The sequence below is a fragment of the Vibrio sp. Of14-4 genome (genome assembly GCF_022347625.1).
In the GTDB taxonomy this organism is placed as follows: domain Bacteria; phylum Pseudomonadota; class Gammaproteobacteria; order Enterobacterales; family Vibrionaceae; genus Vibrio; species Vibrio pristinus.
This window is the reverse complement of sequence record NZ_JAKRGI010000005.1, coordinates 141773-167246: the sequence shown is the minus strand read 5'-3', so window position 1 is coordinate 167246 and position 25474 is coordinate 141773. Positions and strand designations below refer to the sequence as shown.

The window sequence follows — 25474 nt, the reverse complement described above, 5'->3', positions numbered from 1 at the left end:
AAATAGTAGATAATAGCTGGGAGTAGGATAATGAAGCGAATCAAATGCCTTTTATCCTTAGTGATTTTATTGACCGCCCATCATAGCATGGCAAATAGCGCGCAAAGTGCGGGTGATTTACGAGAACTATCTTATTTTACAGAATCATACCCTCCTGGGAATTATCTAAAAGATGGCAAGATATCTGGTTATGCGGTCGATATTCTAAAAGCGGCCAGCAAAATGGTGGGTGAAGAGGTTTCTCTATCGCAAGTTACCTTGCAGCCATGGGCACGGTCATATCGTACTGCTCTAACAGAAGACAATGCTGTTCTGTTTTCGACTACTCGGTCTGAACATCGTGAGAAATTGTTTACTTGGGTTGGACCTATTACAGACATAAAAATTGTTGTCATGGCGCGTAAAGACGCCAACATAAAGATCAATAAAGTGATGGATATGGCAAAGTATCGTATCGGTGTGATTAGAGACGATATTGGTGAGCAAACTCTATTGGATATGGGGATCCCGAGAAATGCAATGCAGGAATCTAACTATGTCACTACATTAGCTGAACAACTCATGAAACGGCGCATCGATTTGTTAGTTTATGCTCACCGAGCAGCGATATGGTGGTCCAAAGAGGCTCAAGTTGACCCAGGCCTGTTTGAGCCCGTGTACACGGTTAAAGAAGGCTATGTCTACTACGCCTTTAATAACCAGGTTAATCCAGATGCAACGGCCAAGCTACAAAAGGGGATTGATATGTTAAAAAGTACTAAAGGGGAGTCGGGTGATTCGCTTTATCAAGAAATAATGTCGAAATATGAGTAGTGTAATCAACGCCGTCACCACTCTAGACATCACACCTTGGACTTTTTAACAAAATATGGATTATCAAATTTCTTCTGTGGTCCCAACTCCGATACGACGAGTCTATTCCATAGATTTTTGTCAAACTCTCCTTTCGGGATAGATGGATATAGTGTTTCCTCCTCTTCACGGGCGTAACGCAAAAACTCTTTTTTCTTAATTTGGTTGTACTTGCGTGCAATGTGATTGTGTTTTGCAATCCATTCCGATTTGAAACGCGCGAGTGCTGGCTCCGCTTCTTCCATAGGTAACCTAGATAGATAGATACGCTTGTAGGATACTTTTCGATCGAGCATAGTCCTCATGGCAGTTTGAATGTACTTGCCATGATGAGTAATGGAAATGTCATTCTTATCAAAAAGGTTGACGCTCCAGCCAGCCAGAAAGAAGTTGGGCTTTCGGTACTGCTTATTACGTACTTCTATCGCTTTATGGATTATTAAATCTGAAGTGCCATTAAACGTCTGCTGCCACTTAGCAATACGTATCTGTGTTGCAGTTGGTAAACGATAGATGTGGGTAAACTTATCTTGGTCCATAAATGAATACACAGAGTGTTTAGTTTAAGAAAAGCCTATTTCAAAGGTAGTAATTAGCGATCATAACTCTGAAACATATTAGGATCAGCACTTTGCTGACTCAGCGCCATATTGTAGAGAATTCTTTCGCTTACTGCTAGTACTTACCGGTCAAATCATAGTAAATACTAACGAATAGTATTAATAAGGTTTTAATTGAGCAGCTACTTACATTTAGACCTCTAATTTTTCATGTTGGTAGCCCTACTTATTGATGCCTTTCGAATATATTTATTATTCACTCTTGTGGAATAGTTTTATAAGCCTCTTTTATCTGCATTTTTCTTACGACGATTGTACCTGCAATTAAATCATGCCATCCCTGTCTTTTGCTATTTAAGCATATCCAAATAAAGCCCAAACACAGTGGAATAGCACTTACATAATATGAAAAATATCGGATTATAGATGTTGAAATTGTTATCTTACTGCCTGTCTCTGCATCTAAAACCTCTAGACCGAAAACTATTTTTCCTGGTGTGGCTGAGCGGTATATCCAAAATGTAATCGTTGCGACCAGTGGGCATATCCAGTTGAGAATGACATCCCAACCTCCTAATATGAAATCATCGGAGTCCCAGTATAGCTCACCATATACCAAGAACATGACGGGCATAGTGAAAAGAAATAGTAAAACAGTATCGATTAGTGTTGCCACTAGCCGTGGCCAGAATCCAGCATATTCAAATGGTCTATCATTCACGTTCTTGACCTCGTTGTGAGAATGGAATGGGTATTCTATAAAAATTATGACTCTTATTTATGAGATAAATAATCAACATATCAGATATTAAATTTCGATGAAGCCTTTAGTGTATAGTTTTAACTCAATCATGACATTATGTCGCCTAGACTATATAAAAGTCTTATTTTTGGATCGGGTAACATCGTTGTTAGACAATTAATAGCCGTGAATTTATGTATAGGACAAAAAACACATGTTATTCGAAAGCGACAAAATTATTCTTTACATGCTACTAATATTAACTTTCTCTTATATAACTGTAACCTTTTGTATCTAATCCTGAAATATTAATATTTTCTAGACAAAACACCTGTTTTAGATAGTGACTGAGATAAGCGTATTTTTCGGTTTTTTTGCCAGTTTGTGCTAAACCTAAAAGTAGAGAAGTGTGATTGGGGGTAACTGGATAGATGGAATTGTTTGCGGACCACCGACAGTCAGAGCAGCCAGAAGCGGATGATGCTAATAAACGAGCAGAACAGGCCCTGCTTCCATGGAAGGTTCTTCTTATTGATGATGATGAACAAATGCATCAGGTAACTATGCTTGCATTATCCGATTTTGAATTTGAGGGGCGCAAGCTTGAGGTGATTTCTGCCTATTCAGGTGATGAAGCGAGAGAGTTATTTACCCAGCACGACAATATTGCATTGGCCTTAGTCGATGTGGTAATGGAAACAGAACATGCGGGGCTAGATTTGGTTAAGTATGTTCGTGAAACCTTAGAAAATAGTTTAGTGAGGCTTGTGTTAAGAACAGGTCAAGCAGGGCAAGCGCCAGAAGATAAAGTCATCCGAGAATACGACATCGATGACTACAAAGAAAAGACAGAACTTACAACTCAAAAGCTCAAGACCTTGCTTTACTCAATGTTACGCTCTTACCGGGATCTGTGTTTAATTGAGCAGCAAAAGAAAGGTTTGAGTAAAGTCATCGAAGCGTCAGCATGTGTGCAAAATACCACGACCCTGCAAACCTATGCCACCTCAGTTCTCGAACAATTGACTTCACTACTCAAGCTGGATAACTCTGCGCTTTACTGTATTGTCCAGCCAAGGCCGGATGGAGAAGAGTCCCGTGCTATGACTCTGGCTGCGACAGGTTCCTTTGTAGATACGTACAGTGAATGCACCTTTGAGAAGCTCCCGACCGAAGTAGCAACGCGATGTAAGCAAGTGTTTGAGTCACGACAATCGGAGAACTTTGGTGATGCTTATGTTTTGTTTTCACACGATGAGCAAGGGGTAGACTGTATACTCTATGTGAATGTCAATCGTGAGCTGACAGAACTTGATATGCAGCTTCTTGAAATCTATATGCAGAATATAGGCTTAACTTTCGAAAACTTGAGCCTGATGTTAGACATTCGCGAAACCTCTAAGGAGCTGGTTTATAATCTTGCTAATGCGGTAGAAGCAAGAAGTAAAGAAACCGGTGCTCACGTCCAGCGGGTGTCTTTATTTAGCGAAAAACTTGCTTTGTTATATGGTCTTAGTGAATATGACGCCTCTATGATAAAGCATGCCTCTCCGCTTCACGACGTTGGTAAAGTCGCGGTACCTGATTCCATCCTCCACAAACCTGGCAAGCTAGATGCAGAGGAGTGGGAGATTATGAAAAAGCATGTTGATTATGGGGTAGATATTCTAAGTAAATCAAAACGTAGATTGATGACGGTTGCAAAAGAGATTGCAGGATACCACCATGAAAAGTGGGATGGAACTGGTTATCCTAATGGCCTGTCTGGACTCGATATTCCCGTCGCCGGACGCATTACGGCATTAGCTGATGTGTTTGACGCCCTAGGGTCTAAACGCAGTTACAAAGAACCATGGACAGACGAACAAATCATGCTGGAGCTCGTTGCTCAGAAGGGTAAACAGTTTGAACCCAAGTTGGTTGAACTCCTTATTAAGCATTGGGATGAGTTCTTAGAGATAAGGAAGTCTCTTCCGGATTAAGAGTTTTTCCTTGAATTAGCTCGTTACCTCTAGGGGTAAATTTAGGGGTACTTTTAGTTTGAAAAATACACCATTTCCCACTTCAGAGCTGAACTCCAGCTCTCCCTTGAGTTTTTGGTGAACTAAGTTAAACACTAGGTTCAAGCCAAGGCCGGAGCCGCCCAATCCTCTTTTGCTGGTATAGAAAGGTTCAAATATTTTCTGGTGTAGTGCTTCTTCTACACCGCCCCCATTATCGCGGTATTCAAAGATAATCATTTCTTCTTCTTGGTAAAATTTGATAGAGATTTCTGCTTTAGGCTGGCTTTCGAAAGCATGATTAATGCTGTTCATTACTAGGTTTGAAATGATTTGTGTTAATACGCCAGGCAGGCTATTCATGACGATAGCCTTGTCTCCCTCTAGGATCGGGCTGACAGGTACTTTCCGAGTCTCTGGATGAAGGCTTGCGAGTAGAGCTTCAATAACTTGTGAAACATTAAATTGAGAACGAGCTTCGGAAACCTGATCGACAGCTGTTTGTTTAAAATCTCTGACCAATTGGGCTGCTCGGTTTAAGTTGTGCTCAAGCATTTGGCTGCTGTCTGACATGCGCTTCATTAAAGATTCAAATTGGGTGCTTGTTAAGGTTTGTGACGCAAACGCAGCATTAAGCTCACTAGTCACATCTCGAATAACAGAAGTGGCTGTTACCGCAATACCCAATGGGGTATTAACCTCATGTGCTACCCCAGCTACCAACCCACCTAAAGCTGCGAGCTTTTCTGACTCTACGAGTTTATCTTGAGCATCCTGCAATTGCTCCATACTTTGTTTGAGATCGAGTGTCCTTGAAGCAACCATGCGCTCTAAGTTTTGATTGAGCTCTTCTAGCTCAATTTGAGTAAGCTTTAGCTCTGTTATATTTATAGCAGTGCCTCGAAAGCCCAGAAACTTACTCTTTTCATATCGAGCAGTTGCTTGGAAGAGTAGGTGCAGAGTAATACTATTTAAGGTAATACTTTCTTCGATTTGGTTAAAGTCGTTGCGTCGCGCTATTGCTTGATGTAGTTGGTCAGCCCCTTTTAGGGCTTCTACGTCAGCTAAGCAGACTCCATGCACTGCGACAAGAGACAAGGCTTCTTTCATTGCATCTGAGCAGTAGGTGAGCTGTCCAAGCTCGTTTGTTTCCCATAGCCAGTCCGAAGATACATTGGTAAAGTCGGCGAGCCTATCCTGCTCTTCTTTAATGTTGTTATAAAGCAGTGTAATGTTACTGCTGATCTTGTTTGCCCCTTCTCCTAGCCAGTCCAGCTCATCATCTTTTTCTGATATCCAACGCTTTTTGGTTAAAACAAGCGGCTTGCTTGGGTGCCTAGGATTGAAAGCGCGAAGATACTGCGCGATTTGAAATATTCGTCTGTTCACACTTGCGTGAAAGATTAACAGCATAATTGAACAGACGAGAGTGGTTTTAAGGGCATTAAGTACTAGGGTTGATATAAATTGGTGAAGAAGGTAGTCGTATATTTCTTGTGCATTTGACTCGACATAGATAGTACCGATTTCTTCAGAATGCCCGTCTTCTGGGTCTCGATAGGTCAAGGAAAATGTCTCTTGTACAACATTATCCGTTGCTTGTTTTCCTGAATTAAAGGTGTAGTTTCCCGATTTAACTTCCAAATAATCAATTTTGGGCAAATTAACAAGACCATCCAGTCTTTCCTGCAATACAGCTAAGTCGAATGACCATAATGACGATGCTAGCAGCCCAGCATGGACATCACGTATTTCTATGTGTCGCTGCTCGACATCATTAAATTCTTTTTTGTAGTCCCAAGAAAGCTGCAATATTGTGGTGAATAAAGTGACAAAACTACTGAGTGTCACCATCAACAATATGATGCGCCGTCCTATACGGCTTTGAAAGGGGTTGTTAATACTCTCATCAACTTTTTTGCTTCGGCTCATAATACTCAAAGATGGTGTTTTCAATTGAGTATAGCTTGCAGTTATCGGTTTTTATCAAGAATATAATTTCGCAAATACAGGCATCAATCTAAACTCAATAAGTGTTTAACATTTTCCGGAGGCGCTTATGAGAGCATTTATACTTTGCTTGCTCATGTTAACAGGCGGTGCACAAGCAGAAAAAGTTTTATTAATAGAAAGCTATCATGCTGAATATCCATGGGATGTCAGCTACACAAAAGGTATCAAGGACACTATGTCGTCCTCAGCGGAGCTGCATAGCTTTCAGATGGATACAAAACGAATCCCTGTCGAACAATTTGAGGTGAAAGCTAATGAAGCGTTCGAATATTATAAAGAACTAAAGCCAAATGTTGTCATTCTAGGTGATGATAATGCGCTAAAATACATGTTGCCCAAGCTGTATCAAGAGCCGATTTCGATAGTATTCTTAGGCATCAATTCCAACCCTCGTGAACTGTTGAGAAAATATAAAGGCCAAGCCCAAGTCACAGGCGTACTGGAGACTCCGTTATTTGTAAAGAGTATTCGTGATATTAGTCAAATGCTGCCGAAGAAAAATCATAAGTTTAGAGTTATGTTTGACTCAGGAGCCACCTCTCAGGAAGCGACTAAGAATATTAAAAAGCAATATGAGCTAATAAAGAGAAACCTAAAAGTTGAGGCAGAACTACTTCTGATAGGAACCAAAGAAGAGTGGCAGAAGAAGGTAAGCAGTGCAAAAGACGATGGCGTTTCGGTGATTATTGTCGGCCTGTACCACACTCTAGTTGATAAGGGTGGTAATAGTGTTCACGCTCCTGAAATATTAGCTTGGACGAACAAGAACTCCAAAACCCCACTGTTTGCATTCTGGGACTTTGCGGTTGGTGAGGGTAAAGCTAGTGGAGGCGTGGTTTTGTTCGGAGAAAGCCAAGGCAAGCAAGCCGCGGGTCTTGTGAATGAAATCTTAGCAGGGAAAGATGCCAATAGTCTTCCTATTGCAATAGGTGAAAAAGGTCGGGCGATTTACTCTGAGAAAGAGATGCAGCGCTGGGGCCTAACGCCACCATCGCATTGGAGTGTGATGAACTAACAAAAACCTTGTACTGCTCCGAAGAGGACAAAGGTCTAGCTGAAAGCTAGACCTTTTTTCGTAGTATGAGTCGAACCAATTGGTTCGATTTTGATCACTAAATGATCACAGATAACTAAGATGGAAACTAGCTAGCTTTCTAAATCAGACATCTGGAATACTTCTCAAAAATAACCAAGTTGCAAACTCCCACCGCTTAATGGCAAATGAAGCCATCAGGTTTAGTTAACTAAGTTGAAAACTCTCTCTTCAATAGAACTCTCTCATTTAGAGTGATTGTTCAGTTCGTAAAACCCGAACCGCACTTTACGAGCCGCGAGTTCGTAATGAATCAGCCGCTTGTTTTTTTAAGCAACTCAATATGCTCAGGGCTCACTTACCTCAAGCTTTATCATCTTTGTTCTGTATAAATCCAGGTACTAGGGCTCGAATAGAGTCAACATGCTCTAGCTCGTGTCTATTCATCAACTGCAAGTTGAAGGCATGCGGCGGCAACGAAGCATTAGGCGTACAGTCTACGTGGAGGTCATTGAGCACGTAACCAGCTAACGCTTCATTGGTTGTAATGTTTCGCACGTATTGCCCCTCCATACCTAGATCAATAGCTAAGTCATTTCTATTTTCATGCTTAGAGTGCGGTGCAACACTTAGGACAACGTCACGGTTCCAAAGAGTATCGTCCTTTATAGTCTTGTCGTATGAGCTGTCAGTTTGCTGAGCCTTAAGAATTCGACTGATTCTAAAGCACAGGAATTTACGTCTTTTGCTGTCCCAAGCACGGATGTGCCAAGCCCCAAGTCCTTTGAATAGAGAATGAGGCGTCAGGGTTCTAGTCTCGGTGCTAGTTGAGGAACTATACAGGACAGAAATACAGTGCTTATTCAGAATCGACCTTGTGACTTGAGAGACGATATCAATAGATAGTGAATCCAACACCGTCGCAAAGCTGCTTACACCATAAGTTGTTACTGGAATGGAGTTAAGCTCCTGACCCCATGCTATTAACCTCAGAGCTGCTTCTGGGTCATGCTCAAAAGCTGGGCTAAACGATGCTGACCTCATGTATGCTCGCAGGCTTTCGTTGAAAACCGTGTTGTTGGGAAAACGTTCTTTGTAAGCATTAAAAGAGCGGCTTGCTGTTGCAACGGCAATATCACCGTGCTGAATAAGGTCGGAGCGATTCACTTTCCCAAAGAAGCAGAGATAGAAATCAATAAGCCTTAGTCGTTTGGTTTGTGGAGATTCGACACAACGCACAATGATTACCCTTATCAAAATGAACTGTACTAATTTACTCTAACGAATCATTTGATTCCAGTGTAATATGATACTAGTTGATTCTTTGACCGCTAGTAGACACGACACACTTGGCTCTTTTGGGTGTTGAGGCATTTCTATCTTAAACGCAGCCTCTTAACTCTGGTGGAAGTTGGAAGCACAAATAATGGACTTACTTAGTGGCAGCCGAGTCAGTAAGTTTGTTGTAGATCATTCACTAACCGAGGGGTTGAGAATATCTCTACCGCGCTGTGATGAAAGAAATGAATAAATCTGAAACAAAAAGCTCAAAACTATTAGGGATCGTACTTTTCCACTCCTTTATCCCTGGGAAACTATTCAAGGTCAAGGCTATCGGGCATAGCAACAATACGGGTGATAACGGAGCTGGTAAATCCACTTTGTTAAGCTTACTTCCAGCGTTCTATGGAGCCGATCCGAGTAAGCTGGTGGATAGACAAGCGGATAAAGTTTCCTTTGTTGATTACTACTTGCCCACCCCAAAATCTGTCATCGTGTTCGAATATGAAAAGCTTGGTGAGAGAAAGTGTTCTGTAATGTATCGAAATGGCTCCAGTGTCGCTTATAGGTTTTTGACAGGAACCGCTGAACAACTGTTTTCTCAGCATTTGTACGACGAGCTAATAAAGCAAGGAAGTGAAGCTAGAACATGGCTTAAAAACCTTGTGTCTCAGTCAATGTCAGTAAGTTCGCAAATTGAAACTAGTGTCGATTACCGCTCAGTAATTCTAAACAATAAAAAGCGTTTGGCCCAAAGACGTAGTACGGGTAAAAACTTAGTTGCAATCGCCCATGAGTACTCGTTGTGTTCTGCGAGCCATAACATGAATCATATCGACATTTTGACGGCGACAATGATGCGCCACAAGAAAATGTTGAGTCGTTTTAAGACGATGATTGTGGACTGTTTCTTGAACAATACATCGATGGACGATGTCCCATACAAGAAAGAGTATATCAACCTAGCAAATAGCCTAGATGTGTTTGTTCAACTAGACACTAAAAAGAGCAAGTTCGATGAAGCAGTTGCAAGTAAAGACAGCCTTGATGAGTACATAAAGCAACTAAACTCCTATCGAGCTCAAATCGCTTCTTATCTGCGTCAACTGGCACTAAATGACATTCAGTTGTCTGACAAAATTCGTTCGCAGAAGGAGTTGCACGGCTCCCTAGTCAGTGAGAGGAAAGATAGGCTTCAAAAGCTTGATACTGAGTTAAGCATTCATCGGACTGAGTTTGAAAGGAAATCCAAAGTAGTTGATGCTATTTACAATAAGCGTGACAAGTACGAGAACGAGGATGATATTTTAGAAAAAATCACGCTTTACAATAGCTTGAGTGACTTGCTGAAGGAAGCAGAATCTGCAAGGAAACATTACGACAACTTACTGGAAGACGTAGAAACCGAAGAAAGTACGTTTAACAGTCAGGTACGAGAATTGGAACTCGAATGTGCTAATTTCCGCTCCAGTAAGCAAAAAGAGATCAATAACATACTTAACACTAAGGAAGAGATATTCGAGCAAAAAAACGACCGTTTAGAGGCGATGCAGAGTGACCTCAACCTTCAAAAGAAAAAGTTGCAAGATGAGTTCGATGAACAGTCTGACAAGATAAGACAAGAACAATTCCGACTTGCAATTCTAGAAGGGCAGTCTTTAGAGTTTACACCAGAACAAAAAGGCGAATTACGTAGTCTGGAAAGTGATCTTGAGAGTAAGCGTGAACAACTTAACACTTCCCACAATGCAGTAATTCATTTGAATGAGCAACTACGTCAGGCAGAGAAAAATCATGAGAACAGTCTTTCTACTTACCACACATGTACTAGCGAATTAAAAGAAATTTCAGATGAAATAGTTTCTATTAGTCGCGCATTATTGCCAGCAAAAGGATCGCTCAACGAGTACCTAGATCAAAAAGTGCCTGATTGGCGCGGCAATATAGGCAAAGTAATCACTCCTAGTTTGTTAAATGCGAAAAACTTGAAACCATTTTTCGACCCAGAAGCTACGGAGTCGATTTTTGGTCTCTATTTGGATCTGGATTCAATCGCACTTCCTGATTTTTGTCTGAGTGAAGAGAAGCTTTCAGAGCGATTGGAGACTCTAAAAATCAAGGAGTCAGAAGTAGAAGTTCGGCAAGGTAAAGCGAAGAGCAGGGCCAAAAGTGATGAGCAAGAAGCAGATAAGCTTCACAAAGAAATAAAAATTCAAAGTCAAAGAACAAAAGTCTTTGAGGAGGAACTGAGCAAGCTCAATCTCCTAAAAGATCAAATAACAGTCCAGTTTGAAAGAGATGCTGAAAGTCGTACATCTGAAGTTAAGAAACAGAAAAGCGTACTAGAGTCTGAACTTTTTACCATCAAGTCTGAGCTGAAAGAAAAACTTGAAAACGAAGAACAGCGCCATCAACAAGAGCGTGTTCAGGTGAAAGCTAACTTCGATTATCGCTTGTCAGAAGAGGACGCGAAAAAAAGTGCTATTGATGAGCTGATCAAAAATAAAGAAAAGATAACTTCAGACAGAGTTAGTGACTACAAGTTAGCGTTCAACCAAGCCTTGATGAGTAAAGGTGTAGATCCAGTCAGTATCGAAAGAGCCAAGTCGAAGTGGGAATCTCTCGAACGCCAATGTGAGGAAATAAAAACATTTCAAGCTTTAATTCACGACTATGACACTTGGCTAGAATCAGAATGGAAATATATTGATAGCTACAATTTTGAAATTTTGGTTTTAGATCGACAAATCAAGGGAGGTGAAGCGAAGAGAGACGACTATGAGAAGTCGGTAAACAAAAGAATTGATGAAATATCGTCTTCAATCAAATTAGATGAAGAAGATCTCATTACAGTCAAGGAGGCCATAGCGCAGCTTACTACTTGTACTAACAGTCTAGAAAAAGCGGTCGATGAATCAGATTTAGCTAACGTAGAGGATGTCTCTGTAGATTCGGAATTTCATTATGTTGAGCACGCAGTGAGTCTAGTGACGGATAAAATCACTGCGATTAACACTCTTAAGAAAGAAATCGTTAGTAAAGTAAAAGACGTAAGTAACACAATCTTAGGGTTGGACGACAACAATGAAATAAAGATGATGTGGGAACAGATGCGCTCTGCCACCATGACGAAGCTTTCAGAAAATTATGACTATGCTATCAACTACGATAGTCCTCAATTTTCCCTTGCTTGCTTGGGAGATCTTGAAGAGCTTGTCCTTAACGTGATTCCAGATGTTAGGGATGTTAAAATTGAGACACTTCGTTCAATATCGACTCAGATTTCTAACTATCACCAAACCCTTAAACAGGTGAATAGTAAAGTAGATTCAGTTTCGAGCACTTTGGACAACTCGATTGAAACGGGCAATCCTTTCCCTGCTATCGACAGCATACACATCAAACTATCAAGCAAGATACATACTTTTGATCTTTGGAAAGACCTTAATCTATTTAGTGTCGAATTGGATAGATGGTCAGGTGCAACCTCAAGAGGTCTACCTTCCAAAGCGTTTCTTGCTTCCTTCAAGCAACTGTTGTCTTCATTTAAAGAGGCTCAGATATCTAAAAACCTAGAGTCTTTGGTCGAGATGGAGATAACGATTGTTGAGAATGGACGCCCAGCAGTGGTTCGAAGTGATGAAGATTTAGAAAAGGTTGGCTCCGAAGGGATTTCCAAACTAGCTATTATCGTTGTTTTCTGTGGGATGACTCGATTCTTGTGTCAGGATGAAGACGTTGCCATTCACTGGCCGCTTGACGAATTAGGGAAAATCTCTATTTCTAACCTGGCTATTTTATTCGACATGATGGCTCAAAAAGGTATTTGCTTGTTCACCGCTCAGCCAGATCTGCATCCAGCTACTTATAAGTACTTCGCGACTAAAAATCACATCGTAAAGAATGTAGGTGTCAAATCATTTATTGGTGGACGTAGAAGCAGAGTCAATCCATTGCTTTCTGAGTCGAAACAAGATCAGTCTACGGAGGTGGTTGAATGAATAAGTTTGAATCGGTTTTCCGAATGCTCATGAGTAAAAAAGTGATATGTGAATATGCATTTCCTATTGAGTACACATACTTATCCGATACCAGAAATCGAAGTGACATGAACCAATACTTGTCTCGAATAAGCATGACAACAGTCGAAACACAAGACGGCCTAGGTTTTTACTGTGGATACGAGAACATCGATAACACTCGAAAGAAAAACGAAGTTCTCAAAGACTTTGAAGTTTTTTCGCAGACGATGGAAGGAATAATCGCTTGGCTCAAACTAGCCCGAAATATTGATTCAGACTCCAGACCTATCATGGCTGGTGGCAAGCTTTCGGAGTCAGAGTTACTCGCAGCAATAGAGGAAAGTAACTCACTTCAAAATCAGCTTGATCATATTGCACACAAGCTTAAAAGAGCCCATAAAAGCAAAGAGAGTAAAACGAAGCTGAGGTCGATCTTAGATTATCTTGTCCAAGAAGGATACTTTGTATCTCCATCATCAACTGGTTCTCTCTTTATCGCTACAGCGAAATGGTCATTGCTTTATGAGACTTTGGAGTTTATCGCTATTAATGAAGGGATGCTGGAAAGTGAAGCTGATGGTGGAAATGAATTAGATACTCAAATGGGGTTGATTTAGATGTCTCGACAAGTGGAGTCAAAAGAAGCTGTGCGAGCTTTAAGCACTCATACTGAGGTAGTAGACGAGGCTTGCTATGAGCAAGCTGGAGTACTTCATCATAGAGAAAGCAATAAAGCTGCAATTGCAGCACTTACAAAACATCAGTTGGCATATCACTTAGATGATGAGCATGGAGTCCAAGTTCATTCGTCTGTTAAACGTTTACTGGATAGGGTAACTAGTCGTTATAGATTTAGAGAACGTCATGGTGAGTTTTCTAATCAGATTGAAAACTTGGATTATGCCGTTGACAGTTACCGACGAGTTAAGGACTTCAATGACGATAAAAAACAACACTACTTAGATGAAATTCGAGAGATAACAGTCGAGATAAATGACGCTTTAGTTGAGACCGTATCTTCTTTTCATAGGATCGTTGCTGATGAATTTAGCATGGTCACTGATGTTGATGACAAAATTCGCCAAATCGGTCGATGCAAACGTGAGATCGGTAGAATCAATAGTATCTTCGAGCATTTAAGTGTGAAAAAGCTAAGGGAGTGGGTACAAACTGACATTCACCTTGAGCGAATTCTTTTGAAGCTACTTAAATCTAAAATCGATATAGCATTGAAGGACTTAAATGTATCAAACAAAAAAATGGTCGATATGTTGGCAAAGCTTCAGCGAGATAAGAAATCTTCCAAGCTTAATCGCATTATTGATGTTTTTTCAGCTAAGTTCCAAGATGACAAAACCTTTTCGCCATCTATAGATTCCATTGAATGTTTGCCTGACTGCTTGTCTCAGGTTTCGGAAACAGAAGTACGAGCCTACGGAAATACTAACAGTGACATTCAAGCTGATGACTTAATTGATTTGGCTGTAAGGGCTCTTGCTAGCTGTGAGAGGAGAAAAGGCAAAGCTTCAGATTTAGACAGTATCGAAGTTACGGATGTCCGTGAAGATGAAGAAGAGTTTGAACTAAACGAGGTAGATGAAGCGCTAGAGTTAATGTTTGAGGCAATAAAATCCAACCCTAACATTCTCCCTCTATCTGCTGCGCAAAGCTATACACTGTTTGATCTCGATATAGAACTGGAGGACTGGCTTTTACTGGTCGATGGTTACATTAGTGCGCAAAAAGTCGGTTTGAAGAGTATCGTTCAAGTTAAGGAAGAAAGAGAAGTCGTATTACCTTATGACGGTAATGTGATTATTAGTGATATTGTTTTTGAAACAATCGGAGGTGCTAAATGACGCTATCTCTATCGCTAATTAATGCTGCTAAGAGGATTGTTGTTAATTCGAGGGAGAGGATTCCTGCCAACAAGTCCAATACTGAAGTTTGCAGGCTCGTAGAAGTCGGGGCTGTTAGTGGCAATTCAATTCTTTTATCCCGTTCAGAATTGAGGGAAATTGAAAAGTATTTTACTTCAACATTGGGACAAAATCTTCTGACCTTTCAACAGAGTAGCAACTCTCGGATGGATACTGCACGCCCTGGTATTAGCGAGAAGTCTGCAAAAGGTGGTGTGTTTCAGCAGCTCATTAGCTTAGCTGGTAATGTGAATATCCCTTTAAAGAACCAGCCAGATGTACCAAAAGAAGCTAGGTATGTAGCTTCTGTCGAGTTGGATGATCTAGATTTCCCGCGTTTTAGCCGAGTACTTATTATCGAAAATGGCGAGCTAATGGTTCGATGGAAAGACCTTGTACTCTCTTTGCCAGATGAATGGCAATCCGCTGTGCTCGTTTACCGTGGTCACGGAAAAAACCAAAAAGACCTACCTACTCTGATTGAATGCTTTGACAACAATGCCGTTGAAGTAGGCTTTTTCTATGATTACGATCCAGCAGGCTTGGATATGGTTGAGCAGCTAAGCAATGCTAAGCACTATTGGATTGTCCCTGCTTTAAATCTGGAGTTATTTCCAAGTATCAATAAGCTCGATGAATTTTTGAAACAACTAGAGCAGCTTGACAGGCTCAAGAGCAGAGATGTCAGCGCATCGATACGAGAGCATTTAACTTTCATTGAGAAGAATACATTGGCAATAACGCAAGAGCACTTGATTAAAAATCAGTGCCAGTTGGTGAGCTGTGAGCTTAGTTAGTCATTTCACATAAAAAGTCCCCCGTTCTTATAAGGGGTGACACTTTTTAGTGCAATGGTCTTCTCAATCGTACTTCAATAGCACGACTAGCTTGTCGACCATTGCAATGATACAGATGCTAGGTGAGTGTTATTGCGGCTTTGCTACCGCAATAAGCTCTATTTGTTTAAAAATGCATTTCATTTCACTGCTACGCATATGAAATCGTTCTTGAAAATGGCGGATATTTTTCAGTGGCGTCTTTTATTGTAAATGTCCGAACTAGGTTCCCCTCTGAGTCATACTCTTCGTATGTTTCGTAGTCGGAGTCAAGCCTTCCTTTGTCTTTTGATTCAGATTTTATGAGTCTATACTCATGATCAGGGTTAAGCTGAAGTTCTTTTATGTATTCATCATTCATTTTGTAGTCCTTGAGTTTTAGATGTCTATGTCCAGCGACACGACAAATACTTGAGTGTTATTTAGCAGTATCTTGTGATGCTTTCGCCTTTGATTTTTGAGCTGCGGCTAGTTCATTTCTAAGGGTCTCCAACTCTTTTTCTAGGACTTTAGCCTTTTCTTCTAAGGAGTTAGCCTTATGTATCAGCTCTTTATTTTGCTCTACTAAGATCTTTTTTTGGTTTGGTACATTTAGTTGTAGACCTATTTCTAGCTCATCTTTGTAAGGGATGATCGGCTCGAATAATTGTTGATAGGCTCTACCAATAGCGCCTGAGAAAAGTTTCAGTTTAGGCGTATCTACACCACAATTAATTATGTGATCATTTGCCACGCCAGGATATGGATCTATGAAGATTACACTATCAATTTTCAACTGATACGCTTTTTTTGCGCAGAGTTCACATGGGCTAGCTGTAGTGTATAAATATCCATGTTTTACTGGCATCCCACCATACTTAGAGACTTGAAGAAAAGCGTTCTCTTCGGCATGAAGAGCTCTTGTATGAACTTGGTTCTTTTCTCCATCAATAGAGTTTTTAATGTCTTTAAAGCAGTAGGAGACTGGTTTTCCACGGAATGATTTGTTAGTTGATTCTGTAAATGAATAAATGTTTCCGAGGCTTGTTCTGAACTTAGTGTTTTCTCGTTCAAAAAGGCTAAATGCAGACTCGTCTTCATTGGTCAATAAGTCTTCCGCCCTTCGTAAATTACATGGCGTTTGACCTTGAGCCACATTGTTCCAACCAACAGCTTTAATTGACTTGTCTGAATCTGTAACTACGGCGCCAACTTGGCGAGAAAGGCAACCTGAGTTTAGTTTTGCATTGTAAGCAATCTGCATGCAGCGCTCATCTTGAGAAGGCGTAACTAGGCCAGGATGCATTATCAGAGATATATATTTAATGAGTTGCCGTTTGAGGGATTTCAACTTGTAGTTGTCATCTGGGTTGTAGAGGTGGATGTCTGAAATTTCAATACATCTTTGGAGGTCTAGAGACCAAAAACGATCTTCACCTTTTAATGAATCTGGGTTCTCTCTTGAATCAATGGCCTTAATATCTTCCTTGGAAATACTTGATTCTGATAGTAACCTATTGATTCGTTTGTCATTTTCAGTGGTTACTGAAAGCAAGTAGAACGCAGAGTATCTTTCTCTGAAAAAAAATGCTTCGTAAGGGTTTCTGATTGCATCTAAAACTACACAGACATTTTCCCCGTCGTCCTTTGACTTATGCCTTAATACCTTGATCAGTTTGTTAACTCTTTGCGAGAACATATAGATTTTACTAGAATCGTAGTCATCTGATTCGGCAGTGCCAGATTTTCTGATGTTATTGCCTACTATCTGATAAAACTTGGTAAAAAAACCTGGTTGAATTCTATGAAGGATGTTTCTTAGTTTATCTGTAAATTCGGGTAACTCATTGAAGTAAAAATCATAAATATCTTTGCTATATAGGTTATCTTTATACTTCTCAGCATGTTTTTTAGCACTGTCTCTTTTTTTGTAGTACTCGGTGTAGCATTGCTCGAGCTTTGCATCTAGAGGTTTATTATTTGTTCCAAGCTCATTATCTAGCGTAGCCTTATAAAGCTCGTCAAAATCTTTAAAAGTTAACTCTAATAAGAAGGTCGATACGACGTCACTCATTCTAATATGGTGGAACTTACACCAATGTTCAGATAGGTAGTTATATACAATTCTATATTTTCTTTCTTCGTCATTCGGAAACGCTGCTTGATGTGGTTTTGGCGGGTTGAGATCGGAGAAAGTATCGTATTTCAGTAACTTTGAAAGAGTTGTACACCCAGAACCAGTTCTTCCAGTAAGCCCTAGTATTATGAATTTGGCTCGCTCTTTGTAGATTGTCTCTAGACCAGTCATTGTTTTAACTATCCTATCAGATTCAAACTTCTACATTCTTTCAATATCGGAAAGTGTATCGTATGCAATTAATTGTTTAACATTATATTGATTAGGGTCTTTACTCAACAATTTGTATAGTATTGGTGATGCGAGGCACGGTGATTAATAGATCTGATGATATTCTTAAAGAGTTGTGATGAGCTAAGTCTGGTTATTGCAAGCACGATGTGTGGGTAATTTAGATAATAGCCGATTGTGTAAGCAGTAGACTCGAAACGGGCGTCGTGTTTTCGAGTTAACAATCAGAGCTTACTAAATCACACAAAGGCCAACCAATTGGTTCGCCTTCGCCAGTAAGTACATTGTGCTACTAAGTTATGCTGCTATCTCATTTAGTTCGTAGTTACCTTCGTAGTTTTCCATTTCTTTCAGTAATGGTGGGTGTGTGTCCTGAATGTAATCTCCGTGGTGCCTCTGCTGAGAACGAGCTCTTATATACTTCTAAGCCACCGATTTATCGAAAACCATCCAAAGCAGGATGTCAGTGTTGTTTCGGTTTTTTCGTATGAACTTTATTAGCTTTCTGACAAGCGACTCACATATATGAAGAGTCTAAATCAATAGCTTCCATTAGTGAGCCTATGCGCTTAAATCCGCCCTGTAAGCGATAGATAACACCGACATTGGCATAGGGTCTAAGAGCTTCTTCGATTATCCCTGAGCGAATTACAAGTGACTTAGAGTCAGCATCAACAGCATGTGGAGCAATGCGCTGCTCAATGTCAGAAAACTCTTTATGCAACCCTGTAAGTTCGACTAACTCCTTGAACAGATGGTCATAGAAAATTTTAGTGTCTTTTGGCTTCCTATCGACGATTTCAGCCAACAGACTCAGGTTAGAATATGCCAAGTGTTAAACGCCCATAGGCAGGGATAGCTTCGTATATAATTAAGAGCATGAGGTAACTTTGGGTGTTTCCTAGTGGGGCTAGGCTGAAACAACTGATTCAGTGTCATCCACTTCGACCATCTGGAGTAGTCTCTTTTGAACAAGTTATCTTTTGAAAGTAGATAAAGTTCAGAGTTGGTTTTAGCCTGTCTTACGGCGTCTTTTGTCGTTCTAGCCTTCTTAGCTTTATTGTTCGATTCCTTTAAAAAATTTTGTTGAGACCTTTCAATTTTCGGCATTAATTTCGGGTACTTCAACCATTTCCAGGTAGCCCGATTATTCTCAGATGTTGCTGGAGTGCGGATAACTACGCTTCCATTGAGCTTAATAATATCGTCAGGTAAACAATCCTTTAATAGAAACGCTACCCAGATGTGGCTGTCACCTCGAATCGCCTTGAGCAGAAGGTATTCCTCCGTCAGCTTTACTTGGCTAACGCTGTCTACACTCTGTTCAGAGCGAGAATAAACAGTGACTTCTTCGCGATACGTGTACTTGTCAATCTGGCATTCAAACTTTTGAGTTAAGCTAGGTAACAAAATGTAGTTACCTTTAATAAACTTTCTAGCTGAGTCTTTTGCACTACGAAGACGTTTTTTCTTGATACGCTCTGCTTCATGCTCCAGAAACTGCTCCTGTTTATCAATGAGTTGCTCTCGGCACCATTCGTAAAGCCATTTGTAAGGTACTTTTTTCGCTTTTAGATCTGAGAGTGCTTCATCGATGTTGCGGTTGAGATAGGCGCTTAAATCAAATTCAATAGAAGGGATTTTGTTCTGTTGGTAGTAGGTTGTTTTTTCGGCTTCATTTTCATGTGTGACAAATACTTCAATAACTATACCACCGATATCGGTATCAAGTAGTACATCTGCGATATAGCGGTCTAAACGAACTTCTAGATTTCCACCATGAACATTTGTTGATACTTCGCATTGTCTCAGTGTTTGCCCTTTGTATTCAAAAGATGCTGGCGGAAGATAAAGAGGCTGCGACTCAAGAAAAAAGTGTTGTGCGACTAAGTGGAGTTGGGTCATTAAGCAGTTACTGTTTTCGTCTTTCGAATCATGTGCAAAATGATGTCTTGTACCACTAGTTCCATTGTTTTTAGCTACTAAGCGATCTCCACAACCAGAGCATACGCAATTGCACTTTAAGCCATTCTCGACCGAATCAACGTGCCTTAAGGTATTTGAATCGCTATGCAACGCATATTCTAGCATCGTCACTCCTCTCAATTCGAAGGCAATGAGCTAACCAAAGCCCATTAAATCAATATGATAAGCTAAGTGAAAATAGAGCAAGTTACTAGTGTTGGCCTCAAGTTTTATAGGTATTGAGCTTGGAAATTAGTTATGGTTAGCGCAGAAAGATTTATCAGTATGGCATGGGAACTAGAGCTCACCATCTGCTCATTGATAACTGACCAAACACCAGAGGGCTACTTGGATGTGTGTAGAGACCAAGCCAAGAGTAGAGGCATAGATGTCTTTAATCTGAACTTTAATGAGTATGAATCCCCCCCTAGCTGCTTTCGCAGCAGAAGAGAACCGAGAATTGGTTGCTACTTTGGAAGGTTGTAGACGCAAGACACTAGTCATTTTTGAAGGAGCTGATGCGCTGGCAGCTTTGGAGTGTAATGAGACGTTTTGGTTAAGATCTTTACTGGTTAATAGCGATGCTAGTGAGCTTGTTGTTATTTTCTTGGTTACAAGTGAGGGGAAGGTAAGGTTGTTTCAGGATAGTGAGGGAGCGTTCTATCGAGATTGTGTTGATTTAAATTAGAAGCCAGATAAATACTGTTCTCATCTGTTCGATACAAGTAAAGGTCGTTATAACACATTCATTAGTCTTTGATTTAGTTATCAAAAGCAACACAATAACCACATTGCTAGAATGACAATTAGTTTCTGGGTTGCTAGGATATGCAATCTGGATAGTAATCCAACCAATGCTTAATTATTACGATGTTGTTTATTCTAGCTACGGAGATAGTATGAGTGACAGTAGCACCAAGAATGCTGCGTTGACCACAGCATTAGCATTTCACTATCAAGTGCTTATAGGTCTCGATAAGTGTTTTGACCTCAATGAAGGGCAATCGATTTGGTTCGAGAAGGATGGTGATGTGAGCTTAACTGCTTCCGATAACGCATGCTCAGAACAGTTGGAAGTTAAGAACTACAAATCGCCTCTTACTGATCATCATGAAAACTTTTGGAAGACTCTAAAGAACTGGCTAGCTCCAGAGTTTGGTGATACAGATTACGACTCTCTAGTGCTACACACCACTCAGGCTTTTGGTTCCAATAGTAGATTTAAGTCTTGGAACAAACAGTCGAGCGATGAACGCCTGAAAACTCTGAACTCTATCTTTGCAGAGAGAGATGATGACGAGTTGAAATCTGAAAATCTATCTGGTGTCGCGAAAATTCAGAAAGCCGTGATGGAAGAGTCTCCCGAGCGATTAAAAGAGGTATTGTCAAAAATTACCCTTTTCACCGAAGCCGATGACTTGCTTCTTTTAGAGGAAAAGATTTATTCCAAGCCCGTTGGAATTCCTGCGAGTAACTTGAAAAGTTTTTTGGAGGGCTTAATTGGCTTTGTTTACGGTAAAGCAGATAACACTTCATGGTATATCCCTGAGAATGAGTTTCGAGCTAAATGTGAGGAGTTAACATCTCAGTATTGTAAGAAAGAGTTTACTTTTCCAAGGTTTGAAGGAAGTGAAGCTACAGATGAACAGGTTGAATTGCATAAAAGCAAACTATTTGTAGAGAAAATTGCTGCTATAGAGCATTACGCGATGATACCAGATGCATTAGGCAATTGGCTTGAATTGCAAAACTCATTAATGGAGCAACTCGATGAATTCCCTCTTTACCTTGAGAAGACTACTAATTATCAAAATCAATTAGTTAAGAGATATAAGATTCAATATTCCAGTGCTCAATTAGAAGCTACAGATAGTCTCAAGGGTTCTAAGGTACTGTACAACAAGACTATGTTAGAAACGCCGCTACACATTGGGAATGATATTCCCCCAATAGAGTACAAGAATGGCCTCATTCATGATGCGATGGATGATGAGGAGCGCGATCTACACTGGAGAATTCAGGTATGACGAGCATCGTTAATGCACTTTATGAAGTGAGGTTTAATCCTTTTAAATATGGTGAGTATTTAGCGTCTTTTTATTCAATTCTGAATGAGACGGAAGAAAACCTGTTACTAGCTCCATTGGTCATACCTATCTGTAGTCATCCACTGTTCTCTACTAAGTTAGCTAAAGCTAATATAAGAAGTTCTATATGGTCTATTTTCCAAGAACGAAGTCAACTATATGATTTACAAGAGAGAGTTGATGAGTTTCAAATCTTGACCGAGCAATCTCTCCAATATTGCATAGTTAATGATTGGATATTCTTTGAGGAAGATAGGCTCATGCTACATTGTAAAACAGTCAATGATAGCAAGTTATCTATTCAGAAAAGCGCATATAACTTAGGTCGTTTGTTTCAAGGGCATACTGTCTCAGAAATTTACGCCTTTTTAGGAGTTAAGCCACGATGAAAACATTGATTCGTGAAATAGGTGTTATTGATAAAAGTGGTTTGAAGCATCCTGTAAACTTCAAGTCGGGTTTAAATATTGTTACGGGTAAGTCCTCTACGGGTAAGAGTGCTCTTATAGAGATCTTCGATTACTGTTTTGGTAGCTCAGAAAATACAGTTCCTAAAGGTGTAATAACAGCTAGTGCTGTAGTTTATTATGTTGTTCTGGATGTCGAAGAACAGGTTCTGGTTGTAGCGCGTGATCCTGCCTTGCCCAACAAGGCATTTTTTAAAAGCTTAGAACGTTTTGCGTCTGAGGATATTCAGCAAGATTTCTTTGAAAATAGATACTTTAGACCGTTGGCAGAGTATAAAAAGTATCTTCGCGATTTGTTTATAGATATAGATGATGTTGATGAGTCATTGGTAGCAAGGATGTACAGACGCCGTAAAGCATCCACACCTTCGATTAGAAGTTTTAGCTCGTTCATTTTGCAGCATCAAAACCTTGTAGCCAATAAGCATGCGCTGTTTTATCGCTTTGATGAAAAAGAGAAAAGAGAGCATGTTATTGATCATACTAAAATATTTTTAGGGTTAGTAGATCAAGATTATTTTCATTTAACTCAAGAAAAAGAACGCTTAACGGGTGAAGTGAATGGTTTGAAGAAACAGCAAGATGCAAACAATAGAGCCGCAAAGATATACTTAGACAAGGTTGAGCCTGTACTAAGTCATTTATATTCGATGATGGGCTTTGAAGAGGCTCCTATTGGGTTAGCTCAAGTTCTTCGTAACCCTCAATTAGCTAAAGAACAGCTCGACGATATTATTGTTCCAGAGAAGATTGAACATAATTCAGATGCAGCGACGAAGCGATACAATAAGTTGAAGTTTGAGTTAACAGCGCAAACGTCTGAGTTGAGAAAGTTACAAAGAAAAGCTAGTTCGATTCGTAAACATATCAATGAAGAGTCTAAATTTTTAAATAGTATTACTGAGCTTAAATCACCAGATAAGGTTCATGTTTCGACGACAGTGTGTCCTTTCTGTCGAACGGAAAAAGACGCCCTGTCGGAAAGTGCAGTAAGGCTACAAAATGCGATACATAAGGTATCGGGCAACATTGCTTCAGCTAAGCCAATGAAAGCGAAATTTAAATCTACTCTTTTGGAAGTTGAACGTGACATACAAAGTGTAAATAACTCAATAACAAGAATAAACCAACATATTCTTGTTATCGAAAAATCGGAAGAAAAACTAGCCAAAAGAAAGACGCTGTATGAAGCAGTACTGATCGAAAAAGCAAAGCTGTTTATGTTATTGGATACTCTCAATTTATCTGACGATATTGCATTGAATAAAATGTTAACAGAGCTTGAGGGTAAGTTAAAAGATACGAATAGAAAGCTCCTTAAGTATAATGTTAAACAGGGCCTAGAGAAAGCTGCTGCCAAGGTAAATGCCTATATGGCTGATATAGGGAGCAAGTTCGAATTTGAAAATAGCTACATGCCAATCAATCTAAAGTTTTCATTCGAAACTTTTGACCTTTACCACCAAACTGAAGAAGATGAAAAAATATACTTGAGATCAATGGGAAGCGGAGCGAACTGGTTATACAGTCACGTGACTCTTTTTTTAGCGTTACACAAATATTTTGCAGAGCTTGGAAGTAAGTGTTCAATTCCTTCAGTACTATTTTTGGATCAACCTACCCAAGTTTACTTTCCTAATTTTAAACGTGACAATTCAGAAACGTTTAAGGAGCAAAAAGAAGAAGAAGCCAAGCTGAGAAGTAGTCACGCAAGTGAGAGAGTAGTTGATGAAGATATAAAAGCAGTCGAAAACCTCTTTACACAATTAGCTGAGTACTGCGTCAACATTGAGGAAGAGTGTGGGTTTTCTCCACAGATTATTGTCACTGATCATGCCGATGATTTACATTTATCAAATGAGTATGACTTTGAATCCTTCGTCAATGGCAATAGATGGCGAACAAGGGGACTGATAAACCCTGTTCCAGCTCAATAGACCGACACTGTGTTTAACGTTAGCGTGTGATAAAACTGCCCATGTAGAAAAGGCGAACCTAACGGTTTAATGCCGTTCGGATAAGTATTAACACTTATATCTAAATGGATATTTGGCCCGAACAAAGAGGACTGAACGTGGAAACGTTCGGTCCTTTCTTTTATCTGGCAAAATGAAATGGCTGATGCTCTCTCGCATTTGTTTGAGCCTGACAGGTAAAGTGCCATCGGGGCTGAGCGCTAGCCATCGCAACTGGGCATCTATCAAATTTATTGCTGCTGTGAAGCTAACCTGAGTTGGGTTTACATTGGCATCTTCGGCAATATGAATCATTTCTAAACGTACTAAATTATAGGCAAGCAAAATGCCCCAAAGCTCTTGTCTAACTCCAGCAGCAAAGCGACTTCTAAGTGTCACTTCACTCTGCAACTGAGTTTGCTTGATTTCACCGTAACCTTCTTCAATTTGCCATCGTTGCCAGTAGATACTTAATAGCTGCTCCAATGGATACTTTTGAGGGTCTACTAACGAGGTTATGAACCCTTCAATCTCACCTTGCGGATCTGTATACAGGACTAGCCGAGCTTGCCAATGCGTTGGTAAGTTGGGGTTCTTACTCTGTGCTTGGGGTGAAATTGGCATGGAGATCAGCATATCGTTGTTGGCAAACTGTTTTACAACTTCATATCTGAGTTTACGTTTTACGGGGGTAAGCCAATGGCTGTTAGAAGCGACTTCTTGCCACGATAGCAACAGTTCAGCGGAGAAATAACAACGGTCAAATAGTGTTAGTGAGTTCGCTGGTACATCACCCAGTAATCGCCGGGCCAAAGTTGCTTCACCAACACTACAGGCATCAAATGCGGCTCCCATCATCATGCGTGTTTCGGTAGCCATCAGGCCGACTAAACGTAATTGAGGGTAAGGCTTATACTTTTGAGAAATAAATCCAAATGCCTCTGCGTTTTCTTCAGAATCTTGGCAACGAAAGGTCGTGCCATCAACAGCCATAATGTTCAGACCAAGGAACTTGTCCTTGACTAGCGCATCGGCTTCCCACGCTGTTACCGCTGTTTTAAATAGTGCAGCAAGAGGTGCTTCATCTAGGCGTCGCCTACAATCGGTTAGCACACTTGGGGCGACTCGAGACCATGTGTCCTCTGGTTTGGGTTGCAGAGCCAAATCGAGAGAACTGCACACCTCTTTAATGGATTTATTTCGCTGTAATCCCATCCAAATGACGAGCCATACGGCTTGTTGGGCTGGTAGCCGACGTCTTCTGATACTCGCTTTAGATGTTTCATAGAGAGCTTGCTCTATCCATTCAAGTTGAATGGCATTAACTACAGACTCATAATTTTTGCCATCTTCAATAGTATCATGAGCTAGAACTAACTCTTCGGCCAACATAGA

The 25474-nt window shown here is 40.3% G+C and carries 20 protein-coding genes; 11 read left to right on the top strand and 9 right to left on the bottom strand.

Going from position 1 to position 25474, the window contains the following annotated elements:
- Positions 1 to 30 precede the first annotated feature (30 nt).
- A complete protein-coding gene (locus tag MHN79_RS07315) occupies positions 31 to 813 on the top strand; it encodes an ABC transporter substrate-binding protein (protein ID WP_239172331.1) in 783 nt (260 codons plus the stop codon).
- 29 nt (positions 814 to 842) lie between these two features.
- Here MHN79_RS07315 and MHN79_RS07310 read toward each other — a convergent pair whose 3' ends face one another.
- Both MHN79_RS07310 and MHN79_RS07305 read right to left on the bottom strand, forming a co-directional pair.
- A complete protein-coding gene (locus MHN79_RS07310) occupies positions 843 to 1391 on the bottom strand; it encodes a hypothetical protein (protein ID WP_239172330.1) in 549 nt (182 codons plus the stop codon).
- Positions 1392 to 1668: 277 nt separating this feature from the next.
- The gene (locus MHN79_RS07305; protein WP_239172329.1) at positions 1669 to 2133 is read right to left on the bottom strand and encodes an RDD family protein; all 465 of its coding nucleotides are present in this window, start codon (positions 2131 to 2133) and stop codon (positions 1669 to 1671) included.
- A 452-nt stretch (positions 2134 to 2585) separates the two neighbouring features.
- Between MHN79_RS07305 and MHN79_RS07300 the strand changes: the two genes are divergently transcribed.
- Complete coding sequence (locus MHN79_RS07300) at positions 2586 to 4136, top strand: DUF3369 domain-containing protein (RefSeq protein WP_239172328.1); 1551 nt, start codon at positions 2586 to 2588, stop codon at positions 4134 to 4136.
- Positions 4137 to 4151: 15 nt separating this feature from the next.
- Here the strand turns inward: MHN79_RS07300 and MHN79_RS07295 are convergent, their stop codons facing one another.
- Positions 4152 to 6086, bottom strand: a complete 1935-nt coding sequence (locus MHN79_RS07295; protein ID WP_239172327.1) for an ATP-binding protein — start codon at positions 6084 to 6086, stop codon at positions 4152 to 4154.
- A gap of 127 nt (positions 6087 to 6213) precedes the next feature.
- On the opposite strand from MHN79_RS07295, the gene MHN79_RS07290 reads away from it, so the two are divergent.
- On the top strand, positions 6214 to 7182 hold the full coding sequence (locus tag MHN79_RS07290; RefSeq protein WP_239172326.1) for an ABC transporter substrate binding protein: 969 nt from the start codon (positions 6214 to 6216) through the stop codon (positions 7180 to 7182).
- 381 nt (positions 7183 to 7563) lie between these two features.
- On the opposite strand, the gene MHN79_RS07285 is transcribed toward MHN79_RS07290, so the two are convergent.
- Positions 7564 to 8439 carry a WYL domain-containing protein gene (locus MHN79_RS07285; protein ID WP_239172325.1) on the bottom strand — a complete coding sequence of 292 codons (876 nt, stop codon included), beginning with the start codon at positions 8437 to 8439 and terminating at the stop codon, positions 7564 to 7566.
- Positions 8440 to 8723: 284 nt separating this feature from the next.
- Between MHN79_RS07285 and MHN79_RS07280 the strand changes: the two genes are divergently transcribed.
- From MHN79_RS07280 to MHN79_RS07265, 4 genes are read left to right on the top strand one after another with little or no spacing between them, the layout of a single operon-like run.
- Positions 8724 to 12482 (top strand): ATP-binding protein, encoded by a 3759-nt coding sequence (locus MHN79_RS07280; RefSeq protein WP_239172324.1) that lies wholly within the window; start codon positions 8724 to 8726, stop codon positions 12480 to 12482.
- The gene (locus MHN79_RS07275) at positions 12479 to 13120 is read left to right on the top strand and encodes a hypothetical protein (protein ID WP_239172323.1); all 642 of its coding nucleotides are present in this window, start codon (positions 12479 to 12481) and stop codon (positions 13118 to 13120) included. Before MHN79_RS07280 ends, MHN79_RS07275 begins: the two co-directional genes overlap by 4 nt.
- Positions 13121 to 14362, top strand: coding sequence for a hypothetical protein (locus MHN79_RS07270; protein WP_239172322.1), 1242 nt, complete (start codon positions 13121 to 13123; stop codon positions 14360 to 14362).
- The gene (locus MHN79_RS07265; RefSeq protein ID WP_239172321.1) at positions 14359 to 15219 is read left to right on the top strand and encodes a hypothetical protein; all 861 of its coding nucleotides are present in this window, start codon (positions 14359 to 14361) and stop codon (positions 15217 to 15219) included. The genes MHN79_RS07270 and MHN79_RS07265 overlap by 4 nt, the downstream gene beginning before the upstream one ends.
- 190 nt (positions 15220 to 15409) lie before the next feature.
- Here the strand turns inward: MHN79_RS07265 and MHN79_RS07260 are convergent, their stop codons facing one another.
- The 4 genes from MHN79_RS07260 to MHN79_RS07245 all read right to left on the bottom strand — a co-directional run bounded on the left by MHN79_RS07260 (position 15410) and on the right by MHN79_RS07245 (position 19696).
- Positions 15410 to 15619 carry a hypothetical protein gene (locus MHN79_RS07260; RefSeq protein WP_239172320.1) on the bottom strand — a complete coding sequence of 70 codons (210 nt, stop codon included), beginning with the start codon at positions 15617 to 15619 and terminating at the stop codon, positions 15410 to 15412.
- Between the two features lie 57 nt (positions 15620 to 15676).
- On the bottom strand, positions 15677 to 17545 hold the full coding sequence (locus tag MHN79_RS07255; protein ID WP_239172319.1) for a deoxycytidylate deaminase: 1869 nt from the start codon (positions 17543 to 17545) through the stop codon (positions 15677 to 15679).
- A gap of 577 nt (positions 17546 to 18122) precedes the next feature.
- Positions 18123 to 18437, bottom strand: coding sequence for a hypothetical protein (locus tag MHN79_RS07250; protein ID WP_239172318.1), 315 nt, complete (start codon positions 18435 to 18437; stop codon positions 18123 to 18125).
- Positions 18419 to 19696, bottom strand: a complete 1278-nt coding sequence (locus MHN79_RS07245; protein ID WP_239172317.1) for a hypothetical protein — start codon at positions 19694 to 19696, stop codon at positions 18419 to 18421. Before MHN79_RS07245 ends, MHN79_RS07250 begins: the two co-directional genes overlap by 19 nt.
- A 283-nt stretch (positions 19697 to 19979) precedes the next feature.
- Here MHN79_RS07245 and MHN79_RS07240 point away from each other — a divergent pair, with 283 nt between their 5' ends.
- From MHN79_RS07240 to MHN79_RS07225, 4 genes are all read left to right on the top strand, one after another.
- Complete coding sequence (locus MHN79_RS07240; protein WP_239172316.1) at positions 19980 to 20258, top strand: hypothetical protein; 279 nt, start codon at positions 19980 to 19982, stop codon at positions 20256 to 20258.
- Between the two features lie 211 nt (positions 20259 to 20469).
- Positions 20470 to 21597, top strand: coding sequence for a hypothetical protein (locus MHN79_RS07235; protein ID WP_239172315.1), 1128 nt, complete (start codon positions 20470 to 20472; stop codon positions 21595 to 21597).
- Entirely contained in the window at positions 21594 to 22046 is a 453-nt protein-coding gene (locus MHN79_RS07230) for a three component ABC system middle component (protein ID WP_239172314.1), read from the top strand. Before MHN79_RS07235 ends, MHN79_RS07230 begins: the two co-directional genes overlap by 4 nt.
- Positions 22043 to 24061 (top strand): DUF3732 domain-containing protein, encoded by a 2019-nt coding sequence (locus MHN79_RS07225; RefSeq protein ID WP_239172313.1) that lies wholly within the window; start codon positions 22043 to 22045, stop codon positions 24059 to 24061. Before MHN79_RS07230 ends, MHN79_RS07225 begins: the two co-directional genes overlap by 4 nt.
- Positions 24062 to 24148: 87 nt before the next feature.
- Here the strand turns inward: MHN79_RS07225 and MHN79_RS07220 are convergent, their stop codons facing one another.
- Positions 24149 to 25471: an IS4 family transposase gene (locus tag MHN79_RS07220; protein ID WP_239172390.1), complete on the bottom strand. Its 1323-nt coding sequence runs from the start codon at positions 25469 to 25471 to the stop codon at positions 24149 to 24151.
- Positions 25472 to 25474: the final 3 nt, after the last annotated feature.

Bases quoted from the DNA above. Each gene is read 5' to 3' on its own strand.
- MHN79_RS07315 (WP_239172331.1), top strand. From the start codon at position 31: ATGAAGCGAATCAAATGCCTTTTATCCTTAGTGATTTTATTGACCGCC.
- MHN79_RS07310 (WP_239172330.1), bottom strand. From the start codon at position 1,391: ATGGACCAAGATAAGTTTACCCACATCTATCGTTTACCAACTGCAACA.
- MHN79_RS07300 (WP_239172328.1), top strand. From the start codon at position 2,586: ATGGAATTGTTTGCGGACCACCGACAGTCAGAGCAGCCAGAAGCGGAT.
- MHN79_RS07295 (WP_239172327.1), bottom strand. From the start codon at position 6,086: ATGAGCCGAAGCAAAAAAGTTGATGAGAGTATTAACAACCCCTTTCAA.
- MHN79_RS07290 (WP_239172326.1), top strand. From the start codon at position 6,214: ATGAGAGCATTTATACTTTGCTTGCTCATGTTAACAGGCGGTGCACAA.
- MHN79_RS07280 (WP_239172324.1), top strand. From the start codon at position 8,724: ATGAATAAATCTGAAACAAAAAGCTCAAAACTATTAGGGATCGTACTT.
- MHN79_RS07275 (WP_239172323.1), top strand. From the start codon at position 12,479: ATGAATAAGTTTGAATCGGTTTTCCGAATGCTCATGAGTAAAAAAGTG.
- MHN79_RS07270 (WP_239172322.1), top strand. From the start codon at position 13,121: ATGTCTCGACAAGTGGAGTCAAAAGAAGCTGTGCGAGCTTTAAGCACT.
- MHN79_RS07265 (WP_239172321.1), top strand. From the start codon at position 14,359: ATGACGCTATCTCTATCGCTAATTAATGCTGCTAAGAGGATTGTTGTT.
- MHN79_RS07260 (WP_239172320.1), bottom strand. From the start codon at position 15,619: ATGAATGATGAATACATAAAAGAACTTCAGCTTAACCCTGATCATGAG.
- MHN79_RS07255 (WP_239172319.1), bottom strand. From the start codon at position 17,545: ATGACTGGTCTAGAGACAATCTACAAAGAGCGAGCCAAATTCATAATA.
- MHN79_RS07245 (WP_239172317.1), bottom strand. From the start codon at position 19,696: ATGCTAGAATATGCGTTGCATAGCGATTCAAATACCTTAAGGCACGTT.
- MHN79_RS07240 (WP_239172316.1), top strand. From the start codon at position 19,980: ATGAGTATGAATCCCCCCCTAGCTGCTTTCGCAGCAGAAGAGAACCGA.
- MHN79_RS07235 (WP_239172315.1), top strand. From the start codon at position 20,470: ATGAGTGACAGTAGCACCAAGAATGCTGCGTTGACCACAGCATTAGCA.
- MHN79_RS07230 (WP_239172314.1), top strand. From the start codon at position 21,594: ATGACGAGCATCGTTAATGCACTTTATGAAGTGAGGTTTAATCCTTTT.
- MHN79_RS07225 (WP_239172313.1), top strand. From the start codon at position 22,043: ATGAAAACATTGATTCGTGAAATAGGTGTTATTGATAAAAGTGGTTTG.
- MHN79_RS07220 (WP_239172390.1), bottom strand. From the start codon at position 25,471: ATGTTGGCCGAAGAGTTAGTTCTAGCTCATGATACTATTGAAGATGGC.